The sequence below is a fragment of the Halomonas sp. BC2 genome (assembly GCF_002078115.1).
Taxonomy (GTDB): domain Bacteria; phylum Pseudomonadota; class Gammaproteobacteria; order Pseudomonadales; family Halomonadaceae; genus Vreelandella; species Vreelandella stevensii.
Map to the genome: position 1 here is coordinate 92,750 of NZ_LFGT01000018.1, position 10,561 is coordinate 103,310.

At 57.8% G+C, this 10,561-nt stretch carries 9 protein-coding genes; 8 read left to right on the forward strand and 1 reads right to left on the reverse strand.

Annotated features, from left to right (window positions below):
* From pseH to B7L71_RS12240, 6 genes are all read left to right on the forward strand, one after another.
* The coding region (gene pseH / locus B7L71_RS12215; protein WP_212636760.1) for a UDP-4-amino-4,6-dideoxy-N-acetyl-beta-L-altrosamine N-acetyltransferase at positions 1–488 on the forward strand (488 nt) is incomplete at its 5' end.
* Between the two features lie 11 nt (positions 489–499).
* Positions 500–1,561 carry a pseudaminic acid synthase gene (gene pseI / locus B7L71_RS12220; RefSeq protein ID WP_081138275.1) on the forward strand — a complete coding sequence of 354 codons (1,062 nt, stop codon included), beginning with the start codon at positions 500–502 and terminating at the stop codon, positions 1,559–1,561.
* Positions 1,562–1,750: 189 nt separating this feature from the next.
* Positions 1,751–2,587 (forward strand): polysialyltransferase family glycosyltransferase, encoded by an 837-nt coding sequence (locus B7L71_RS12225; RefSeq protein WP_139790130.1) that lies wholly within the window; start codon positions 1,751–1,753, stop codon positions 2,585–2,587.
* A gap of 142 nt (positions 2,588–2,729) precedes the next feature.
* Positions 2,730–4,043 (forward strand): undecaprenyl-phosphate glucose phosphotransferase, encoded by a 1,314-nt coding sequence (locus tag B7L71_RS12230; protein WP_170919498.1) that lies wholly within the window; start codon positions 2,730–2,732, stop codon positions 4,041–4,043.
* 12 nt (positions 4,044–4,055) lie between these two features.
* Complete coding sequence (gene galE, locus B7L71_RS12235; RefSeq protein WP_081138279.1) at positions 4,056–5,054, forward strand: UDP-glucose 4-epimerase GalE; 999 nt, start codon at positions 4,056–4,058, stop codon at positions 5,052–5,054.
* A 158-nt stretch (positions 5,055–5,212) separates the two neighbouring features.
* Complete coding sequence (locus B7L71_RS12240) at positions 5,213–6,487, forward strand: O-antigen ligase family protein (RefSeq protein ID WP_081138291.1); 1,275 nt, start codon at positions 5,213–5,215, stop codon at positions 6,485–6,487.
* A gap of 74 nt (positions 6,488–6,561) precedes the next feature.
* On the opposite strand, the gene B7L71_RS12245 is transcribed toward B7L71_RS12240, so the two are convergent.
* A complete protein-coding gene (locus B7L71_RS12245) occupies positions 6,562–7,896 on the reverse strand; it encodes a UDP-glucose dehydrogenase family protein (protein ID WP_081138293.1) in 1,335 nt (444 codons plus the stop codon).
* Between the two features lie 316 nt (positions 7,897–8,212).
* Between B7L71_RS12245 and B7L71_RS12250 the strand changes: the two genes are divergently transcribed.
* The gene (locus B7L71_RS12250) at positions 8,213–8,614 is read left to right on the forward strand and encodes a DVU3141 family protein (protein ID WP_081138295.1); all 402 of its coding nucleotides are present in this window, start codon (positions 8,213–8,215) and stop codon (positions 8,612–8,614) included.
* 1 nt (position 8,615) lies between these two features.
* Positions 8,616–10,361 carry a polysaccharide biosynthesis/export family protein gene (locus B7L71_RS12255; protein WP_081138297.1) on the forward strand — a complete coding sequence of 582 codons (1,746 nt, stop codon included), beginning with the start codon at positions 8,616–8,618 and terminating at the stop codon, positions 10,359–10,361.
* Positions 10,362–10,561: the final 200 nt, after the last annotated feature.

The following is a 10,561-nucleotide window of genomic DNA, read 5'->3' on the forward strand; positions in this document are numbered from 1 at the left end:
GTGCAATGTGCGAAAGTGATCTGGAATCTGTGCTGGCTTGGCGCAATCACCCTGATATTCGCAAATTCATGTATACCCAGCACAAAATCTCGCCAGCCGAGCATAGGCGTTGGTTTACTCAAAGTCGGCAAGACGAGTCGCGAACACTGCTGATCTTCGAAAGTGATGCTACTCCCTTGGGGTTTATCAATTTGACTCAATCGAAACATGCCCAGATCGCCGACTGGGGGTTTTATCTGTCGCCTCTCGCGCCGCGAGGCACGGGATATGAATTAGGCAAGGCGGCACTTGAGTATGCCTTTACAACCCTTGAACTGCACAAGGTGTGTGGCCAGGCGCTCGGTTTCAATGAGCGGTCTATCAAGTTGCATCTAAGGCTCGGGTTTCAGCAGGAAGGTGAACTGCGCGACCAGTATTACGATGGCCAGTGTTACCATTCGGTCGTGCATTTTGGTTTGCTACGCAATGAATGGCAAACCCAACCATAAGGAGCTTAATCATGAAGCACCCGCATATGATGATTGACGGCAGGCGCATTGGTGTAGAGGAAAAGCCTTACATTATAGCGGAGCTATCCGCTAACCATAATGGCAAGCTAGAGACAGCGCTTAAAATTATAGAAGAAGCCAAGGTAGCGGGTGCTGATGCTGTCAAGCTGCAGACCTACACAGCGGACACCATCACACTGAACAGCAGCGCTGAAGCGTTTCAGATTCATGGGGGGCTCTGGGATGGAAAAACGCTGTATCAACTTTATCAGGAAGCTCACATGCCCTGGGAGTGGCATGAGCCGCTTTTTGAGCACGCGCGCAAGCTCGGCATTACCATTTTCAGCTCTCCTTTCGATAATACAGCCGTAGACCTGCTGGAAAATCTCAATGCACCCGCCTATAAGATTGCTTCTTTCGAGGCGATCGATCTGCCTTTGATCAAGTACGTTGCCAGTACTGGCAAACCGATGATCATTTCCACGGGAATGGCGGATGCCGCAGAGATTGCTGAGGCTATCGAAGCGGCACGTGAGGGGGGCTGTGAAGAACTGGCCATATTGCACTGCGTCAGCGGTTATCCAGCACCTGCTGAAGACTATAACCTGCGCACGATTCCCGACATGATCGCTCGACATGGGCTAGTGACCGGGCTTTCCGACCACACCCTGGATAACACCACGGCGATTACCAGCGTTGCCTTGGGGGCCTCTATTATTGAAAAACATGTAACACTGGATCGTACTGGTGGTGGGCCAGACGACAGCTTTTCCCTGGAGCCTGCAGAATTGGCGGCGTTATGCCGCGACACGCAAACGGCCTGGCAAGCGCTTGGCCATGTCGATTATGGACGTAAATCAAGCGAACAGGGCAACATCAAATTTCGCCGCTCGCTATATTTTGTCAAGGACCTGAAGGCAGGGGATATCGTAACTGAAGATGCTATTAAAAGTGTGAGGCCAGGGTTTGGGCTTGCTCCAAAGTATTTTGAGGTAGTGCTGGGGGGGCGATTGAAAGTAGATGTTAAGAGAAATAGCCCAGTACAGTATGAACTGTTTGATTTAGAGTCATAGTGATGAAATCAGTTTTTCATGCTTTTGATATTATTACCCCGTTCCATATGATCAGTAGTCTCTCTTATTGTTTGTCGAGAGCTTCAGTAGGAGATCATGTCATTTTGCATACTATTCCAGCGATGAACGGAAGCTTCCTGTTGAAAGAAGAGTCTTTTGTTACGCGTTCAGGTGTGCAGGTGGACATTAGTGTTCAGAGGAAATACAGAACTTTTCCAAGATTTTTTTCCTTCTTTTTTGGCTCGTCTATTTTTTAAAAATAATTTAAAGGGTAATGGTTTCTTGTATTTGGGGCATCATACTTACTTTAAGCCGTCAGTATTGAGTTTTTTTGAAAATGCTTTGTTTGGTAAGTGTGTCAGAACTTTTTCTTTTGAAGAAGGTATAGGAAGCTATCACAACTTGTCTCAAGAGCGCGAGGTGGCTAGGCGAGAAGGAAAGCGATTTTACTTGGCAAGGTTTTTTTTTGAAAAAAAATTTTTATCCTCACGTTGGTTGATAGACTGCAAGTGGGGGTTGTTGAGTCAGCGTCAGGATGAGAAGGTTCGTTATTGGCATCAGGCTGCTGTCTCGGAGTTGGCGTTCAATGTTTACAAACAGTCTGGCGAATGTAATGATGCAGGTGATAGTGTGCTGTATTTCACTTCGCCATTAGTAGAGCTTGGCTTGATAACCGCTCGTGAAAATAAAGAGCTAATGATTAAGATTAAGAATTTTTTTCTCGATAGAGGGAAGGTTCTTAAAGTTAAGCCACACCCGTTGGATCGTCAGCCATATCAAGAAATGCTAGATTCAGGATGCGTAGTCGTTAGTCAGGCACCAGCGGAGGTACATCTTTCAAAATTTCGTTATGCAGCGGTGGCTGGTATGAATTCGGGTGCTTTGTTAACAGCAAGTATTATGTTTGGATGTCAGGCGGTGAACTTTCAAAGTTGCTTGCCCAGTGATGCCAAAAGCAAGCTTGTGTTATGCGAAGAGTTAGAGTCTTTGTTTTTTAAGTATACGGTTGATTATGAAGATGCTTGACTGTTGTGTGATGATGTGGGGATTTATGTGCTATTTTTCTAAATGAAACGTTAACGGCTTTTTCATGAGTATGGTATTGAGTAAAACTAAAGGTCTGACGGAACACTATCCTGCGCAACTTGTCGTTCCTTTTGCAGACATAATGGCCGTTGCGTTAGGAGGGTTGTTGGCACACCTCTGGCGCTTTGGCACCTTCCGTCTTCCAGAGCGTTTTGTATTAGCGATCTCGGTCATGGCGCTGTTGGTGGTAGTGCTGAATGCTGTGCTGGGAGGGTATACACGCTGGCGCATTACTAGCCTATGGACCCTGATAGGCCGCTTGTTGCTTGTGTGGCTGATGGTAGCACTACTAGCGACCTCTGCTATTTATTTCTCTCATGCAGCAGAGCGTTATTCGCGATTGTGGGTGGGAGTGACATTACTGTTGTCTTTCGGTATGGCAAGTGCGGTTCGTTTGTTCGTGCAATTACTACTCAAAACGGCACGCATGCGAGGTAGGGGGCGCCGTGCGGTCTTTTTGGTGGGGCCTGGACACCATATAGTCAATGTAGCAAGAGGTATGCGCGCCTCTCCTGGTGAAGGCTATTCAATTGCGGGAATCGAGCGTATTGACGCCGACGTAAACGACGTATGGCTGGATAGGCTAGCAAGACGTGTGACCGAGACCGATGCCAAAGAAATTTGGATTTGCGTGCCCCTCGAGCTTGGAGGTGTCGTGCGTGCCATCTTTTACAGCTTACGCAATCATACCGCCGAGGTACGTTTCATTCCTGAGTTTCGTGACATGCGCCTGCTCAACCACCGCACCAGCGAAGTGGCGGGCCACCTGGCCATCGACCTCAGCGTATCGCCCATCAACGGCATGGCCAGAGTCGTCAAGCGCGCCGAAGACATCATCGTCGGCAGCCTGATCTCGCTGATGATTCTGCCGGTGTGCATTGCCATTGCGCTGGCCATCAAGTTCACCTCGCCTGGCCCCGTGCTGTTCAAGCAGTACCGCACAGGCTCCAACGGCAAGGTGTTCAAGGTTTACAAGTTCCGCTCGATGAAAGTGCATCAGGAGAAAGAGGGCGTCGTTACCCAGGCCACCAAGAACGATAACCGCCTGACACCGATAGGGGCCTTCCTGCGCCGCACCTCCCTGGATGAGCTGCCGCAGTTCTACAACGTGCTGCAGGGGCGCATGTCCATCGTAGGGCCACGGCCCCATGCGCTGGCCCACAATGAGTACTACAAGGAACTGGTGGAGTCCTACATGCGCAGGCACAAGGTGAAGCCCGGCATTACCGGCTGGGCTCAGGTCAATGGGCTGCGCGGCGAGACCGACACGCTGGAAAAAATGCAGCGGCGGGTCGAGTATGACCTGTGGTACATCGACAACTGGTCGGTGTGGCTCGACCTGAAGATCATCTTCATGACCGTGTTTAAGGGCTTTAAACACGCCAATGCCTACTGACCGGAGCCTCTGATGATTTTAGTGACAGGTGGCACGGGGTATATCGGCTCGCATATCGCCGTCGAACTGCTGAAGGAAGGGTACTCGGTGGTGCTGCTGGATGACCTTTCCAATAGCGTGGCCTCCGTGGTGCCGCGTATCGAAAAGATCACTGGGCGCGCGGCGGCGTTCTACCAGGGCGACGTGCGCGATGCTGCGCTGCTGGCGAGCATTTTCGAGCAGCACCCTATCGACGCGGTGATTCATTGCGCAGGCCTGAAGGCGGTAGGTGAAAGCGTGACCCAGCCGCTGGCCTATTACGATACCAACGTGCATGGCTCCATCGTGCTGTGCCAGGCCATGGCCAAAGCGGGTATCAAGCGGCTGATTTTCAGCTCGTCGGCCACGGTGTATGGCGTGGATGCCATTCCGCCCTACGTGGAAACCATGGGGCGGGGCAGCTGTACCAGCCCTTACGGCACCTCCAAGGCGATGGTCGAGCAGGTGCTGGAAGACCTGTGCGCCAGCGACCCAGAGTGGTCCGTGGCCATTCTGCGCTACTTCAACCCCATTGGTGCGCACCCCTCGGGCCTGATTGGTGAATCACCCCAAGGGGTGCCCAATAACCTGATGCCCTACATCAGCCAGGTGGCGGCAGGCGTGCTGCCCGAGCTGCAGGTCTACGGCAACGACTACCCGACCCAGGACGGCACCTGCGTGCGTGACTACCTGCACGTGGTCGATCTGGCGGCAGGGCACCGCGTCGCGCTCAAGGCCCTGGAAACGCCCGGCGCCAGCCACTACAACCTGGGCACGGGGCAGGGGGTGTCGGTCAAGCAGATGATCGATGCCTTTACCCAGGCCACCCAGGTGCCCGTGGCCTTCCGCTACGCCCCCCGGCGCGATGGCGACCTGGCCGCCTTCTGGGCCAGTGCCGAAAAGGCGCAGCAAGAGCTGGGCTGGCAAGCCACCAAAACCCTCGACGACATGATGATCGACACCTGGCGCTGGCAGCAGTACGCCAGCGCCTGAACGTATGCTTGCCAGGTGAGCGCCTGGCAAGCAGCCACGTTATCGGTAAGCCCCTGTTGCCTGTGAACCCATGCTATCCCTGAGAACGGGCTGCCTGTGCTACTATCGGCTTCCTCAATGATTTGCCGCCCCAGGGCCATGAAAGGAAGTCTGTTTCAATGTTGGCAACGCACTCCCCCTCATCACACGCAGGCACTCAGCCCCCCCAGCTATTCACCGGCGTGGCCGTCTTTCTATTGGCCGCCATTGCACTGGTGGTGCCCAGCGGCTACTCGCTAGGGGCGTTGTTGCTGCTGCTGGCGGGGCTGGGGCTCATCGCCCTGCGCCGTGTTCCTCAGCTGACACGCCAGGACGGTGCGATTATTGCCGTGCTGTTGGCCTACGCGGCCATTACCATGCTGGAAGCATGGCTGGATGGCCAAGGCAGCAAAGGCTTCGACAAGCCCAGCCGCTTCATTCTGGCCATTCCGGCGCTGTTCTGGGTACTGCGCTACCCGCCCAATCTGGCCTTTCTGTGGAGCGGTGCCGCCGTGGGCGCACTCAGTGCAGGTACCTGGGCCGGGTGGCAAAAGCTGTTCGAAGGCGTAGACCGCGCCCAGGGCCATACCCATGTGATTCAGTTCGGTAACCTCAGCATGCTGCTGGGCGTACTGTGCATGGCAGGCCTGGGGTGGGCCGTGGTGCAGCGCCAGCGTCAGGTGTGGGTCGCCCTGCTGCTGGCAGGGGCGTTGGGCGGCATATTGGGCTCGCTGTTTTCCGGTAGCCGTGGCGGCTGGGTAGGTTTTCCCATCGTGCTGTTGGTGCTGTATCGCGCTTATGGCACCCAGCTTTCCAGCCGCCTCAAGGTGGCCGTCGTGGCGGCCGTAGTGGTGGGGGGGCTGGTGGTATATTCAGTGCCTCAGTCGGGGGTTCAAACTCGCGTACAGCACGCATTCAGTGACGTGGCGTTGTACATTTCCGGTGAAAATCGCTCGACCTCTGTTGGGGCTCGATTCGAAATGTGGCGCGGCGCCGCCATCCTGATTCAGGAAAAACCGCTGACCGGGTGGGGCAGTCATGGTTATGCCGAGGCCATGTACGCCTTTGGTGAAGAAGGTATCATCAGCCGTGAAGCAGCCCAATATGGCCACGCCCACAACGAATTCGTCGATGCTTTCGCCAAGCGCGGCATTCTGGGGCTGGTGATTTTGTTGGCACTTTATCTGGTGCCCATGCGACTGTTTGCCCGCGACCTACAAGCCAGCGACCTTGCCACCCGCGCCGTGGCGACAGCGGGGGTGCTGCTACCCGTTACGTTCCTGGATTTCGGACTCTCCCAGGTATTCCTGGAGCACAACAGCGGCGTCATGATGTACGCCTTCCTGCTGGTGGTGCTGTGGGGTTGCCATCGTCGGCAACCCGCCCCAAGGTGGCCTAGCGGGGTCGCTGGATAGACCCGCATGGGAAGCCCAAACGAATACGCCCGGCCTTGGCGCCGGGCGTCGTCTTTGTGGTGCCTCCTGACGGCTCAGGCAGGCTGAGGGCTGCGGCGGCCAACGCCCACGTAGCGCAGCCCGGCACTCGCCAGGGCGGCGGGCGAATAGAGGTTGCGCCCATCTACCACCAGCTTGTCGTTCAACTGGCTGGCCAGCCAGGCAAAGTCCACCGTGCGGAACGCCTTCCACTCCGTGCAGATCACCAGCGCATCGGCGCCTTTCACCGCCTGAATACGGTCACCGGCCAGCATCAGGTCGTCGCGTTCGCCGTACAGGCGGCGGCATTCGGCCATGGCTTCCGGGTCGAAGGCCTGCACCGTAGCGCCCGCCGCCCATAGCGCCTCCATCAGCGTGCGGCTGGGGGCCTCGCGCATGTCATCGGTATTGGGTTTGAAGGCCAGCCCCCACAGTGCGATGGTCTTGCCCCGCACATCGCCCAGTTCGGCGGTCAGCTTGTCGAACAGGGTCTGTTTCTGGCGCTGGTTGACCGCTTCCACGGCACCCAGCAGCTGGGGTTCGAAACCCAGCGCCCTGGCGGTGCGTTCAAGGGCCTTCACATCCTTGGGAAAGCAAGAGCCACCGTAACCACAGCCGGGGTAGATGAAGTGATAGCCAATGCGCGGGTCGCTACCAATACCCCTGCGTACCTCTTCGATATCCACCTCCAGCCGCTCGGCCAGGTTGGCCATCTCGTTCATGAAACTGATCTTGGTGGCCAGCATGGCGTTGGCGGCGTACTTGGTCAGCTCCGCGGCCCGCACGCTCATGAACATCAGCTTGTCGTGGTTACGGTTGTACGGTGCATAGCACTCGCGCATCAACTCTCGCACCCGTTCGCTTTCGGTGCCCACCACGATACGAGCGCCCCGAGTAAAGTCCTCGATGGCTGCGCCTTCCTTCATGAACTCCGGGTTGGAGCACACATCGAAGGCGTGGGCCGTGCCGCGCGCTTGCTGGGCCTGTGCGATGGTGGCCGCCACTTTCTCGGCCGTGTCCACGGGTACGGTGGATTTGTCGATCACCAGCTTGTAGCCGGTCATGTGCTCGCCAATGCTGCGCGCCACGGCCAGCACGTGGCGCAAATCGGCACTGCCATCTTCATCCGGCGGGGTGCCCACGGCGATGAACAGCAGGTCACCCTGGCGAACGGCCTCTTCGGTGTTGGTGGTGAAATGCAGGCGGCCAGCCTCGCGGTTCTGCTGCAACAGAGTGCTCAAGCCTGGCTCGAACAGCGGGCACTCGCCCGCATCGAGCAGGGCAATACGCGCCGGGTCGATATCCATGCAGGTAACCTGATGGCCCACTTCGGCCAGACACGCGCCCGCCACCAGCCCCACATAGCCCGTACCAAAAACCGCAATATTCATGGTGCCTTCACTCGTCAATACAAACGTTCAGCGAGCTTACCACAGCCGTGTGACACACCTACGACAAGAAAGCCACGGAACTAAAAGGCTATTTTTCGTCAAAAGAAACCGTAGTGTGACTGCGCACGGAAGCGCCAGCGTGAAAAGGGCGGGCTGTACAATGCTTGTTGACGTAGAGCCCAAGCAACGAATCCCTTACAATAGCCGAGCATTTTTATATCTCAGGTTAACCTCTATTCATCCGCACAGCGTAGGGCAAGGGAATGCGCCCGTATCAATCCCTGGGCGGTAGCGTGCCTTTTTGATGGAATCTTCTATGTTGAATGCCCCTATTTGCGTCTCGCGGCCAGCTCGCATGCTGTTGGCGGCGGTCAGCGTGGCCCTGGTCAGCGGCTGCGCCACCCAGTACCCCTCTGGCAGCGCCCAGCAAGCGCCTCAATACGTGCTTACCCAGGATGCCGCGTCGCTGCTGGAAGACGAAGCGCTCAACCGCTTCCTCACCCAATCGCCCGCCAGCGGTGTGCACACCGCCGCCCGCACCCCCTGGGGCGACAACGTGGAAATCATTGCCGAGGCCCCGTACCTGGCCGCCAGCGGGCGCAAATGCCGCCAGCTCCAAGTGATGGAGCCCGGCGGCAGCGTACGCGCAGCACTCGCCTGTGAAACCCCCAATGGCTGGGCACACCAGCGCCTGGTTACTCAAGCAGGAGGGCGCTGATATGTCGGCCACGATCACTTCCACCCCCGCCCTGTTGGCTCCGCTGAAGCGCGTGCTGGCTACGGCCGGGCTGGTGTTTGCCACGCTGGCCACTGCGCCCGCCATGGCGCAATCCATCAGCCTCTCCAACGACATTCTTCCCCAGCAGGGTAGCCAGCAACGCGGCCAGCAGGGGCAGCAAGAGCAAGTGGACGACACCCCGCGCGCCGACTGGCGCAGCGGCACCTACGGCCCCATCGCCACGCCGCCCCAAGACCCCGATGCCTTGCCGCCCTTTGGAGCCAACCTATTCAGCGGTGGCTTTCGTGGTGCCATGGGGGATGGCCTGAATGCCGACTACCGCATCAAGCCCGGCGACCAGATCACCGTGCGGGCCTGGGGCGCATTCGAATTCGACCGTGTGCTGCCCGTGGATGCCCAGGGCAACATTTTCATCCCCGGCTCCGGCCCGTTGAATGTGGAAGGCCAGAACAGCCAGCAGGTAGACGGCAGCGTGCGTAGTGCCATTACGGCGGTGTACCCGGATAACGTCGAGGTCTACACCAACGTGCAAGGCGTTCAGCCCGTGGCCGTATTCGTCACTGGCTATGTGGAAAACCCGGGCCGCTATGCAGGCACGCCCAACGACTCGCTGCTCTACTTCCTCGACCAGGCCGGTGGCATCGACCAGGACCTGGGGAGCTACCGGCAGATTCGTGTGGTGCGTGACGACCGCACCGTGGCCACCGTCGACCTCTACGACTTCCTCATCAACGGCACCATCGCCCGCCCGCAGTTTCAGGATGGCGACACCATCGTAGTGGAAGAGCGTGGCCCTGCCATTGCCGTGGTCGGTGATGTACACCGTGAACACCGCTACGAACTGATCGGTAATCAGCTTAGCGGTGCCGAAATCATCAACCTGGCCCGGCTGAGAAGCGGCGTTTCCCACGTGCTGCTGCGCGGCGACCGTGACGACGGCCCGATTGCCCAATACTTCCCCATCAACCTGTTTGCAGGCCAAACGGTACGCAGCGGTGACGAAGTGGTGTTCAGCGCCGACCAGCGCAGCGAAACCATCGTGGTGGAAGTCGAAGGCAGCTACTACGGCCCCTCGCGGTTTGCGCTGCCCCGCAATGCCCGCCTCAGCGAGCTGCTCGACGCCATTGCCGTACCGGAAAACATGACCGCCGTGGAAAGTGTCTCGCTACAGCGGGAAAGCGTGCGCCAGCAGCAGGCGCAATCCTTGCAGGACAGCCTGCGCCGCCTGGAAACCACTTACCTGGGCGCATCTTCCCGTACCGACCAGGAAGCCCAGATCCGGTTGCGCGAAGCCGAGCTGATCGAACGCTTCATCGAGCGTGCCCGTGAGCTCGAACCCAGCGGCCGGTTAGTGGTGGCTTCCAGTGACGGCATCACCGATATCCGCCTCCAGGATGGCGACGTGATCACCATTCCTGAAATCAGCGACTCGGTGCTCATCAGCGGTGAAATCCTCGTGCCCCAGGCCGCCGTTTACCGTCCCGGCATGAGCGTCATCGACTACGTGGAAAGCGCCGGTGGCTTCACCGAACGCGCCGACCGCGACCAGATCCTGCTGGTACGCCAGAACGGCGCCGTCGAACACGCCCGCAACACCCCGCTGCGCCCCGGCGACGAAATCCTCGTCATGCCCAAGGCACCCACGCACAACCTGCAGCTCGCCTCGACCCTCACCCAGATCCTCTTCCAGATCGCCGTCACCACCCGCGTCGCCCTGGACCTGTGATGAGACCCGCTGCAATGGCCCTGTGGCCTCACCGGCACCCCTAACGGGGTGCTTCGCGGGTGCGCTCCGCTTACACCGCGCTACGGGAACACCGCCAACGTTATGAGGCGTGGCACCAACCCCGTTTCGCGCCATAACGAGCAACCGCGTCAACACCTCGAATGGCGGCACCAACCCCGTTTCGCGCCATAACGAAAGAG

Coding starts and splice junctions, on each gene's coding strand:
- galE (WP_081138279.1), top strand. CDS start 4,056: ATGATTTTAGTGACAGGTGGCACGGGGTATATCGGCTCGCATATCGCC.
- B7L71_RS12230 (WP_170919498.1), top strand. CDS start 2,730: ATGGCCGTTGCGTTAGGAGGGTTGTTGGCACACCTCTGGCGCTTTGGC.
- B7L71_RS12255 (WP_081138297.1), top strand. CDS start 8,616: ATGTCGGCCACGATCACTTCCACCCCCGCCCTGTTGGCTCCGCTGAAG.
- B7L71_RS12245 (WP_081138293.1), bottom strand. CDS start 7,896: ATGAATATTGCGGTTTTTGGTACGGGCTATGTGGGGCTGGTGGCGGGC.
- pseI (WP_081138275.1), top strand. CDS start 500: ATGAAGCACCCGCATATGATGATTGACGGCAGGCGCATTGGTGTAGAG.
- B7L71_RS12250 (WP_081138295.1), top strand. CDS start 8,213: ATGTTGAATGCCCCTATTTGCGTCTCGCGGCCAGCTCGCATGCTGTTG.
- B7L71_RS12240 (WP_081138291.1), top strand. CDS start 5,213: ATGTTGGCAACGCACTCCCCCTCATCACACGCAGGCACTCAGCCCCCC.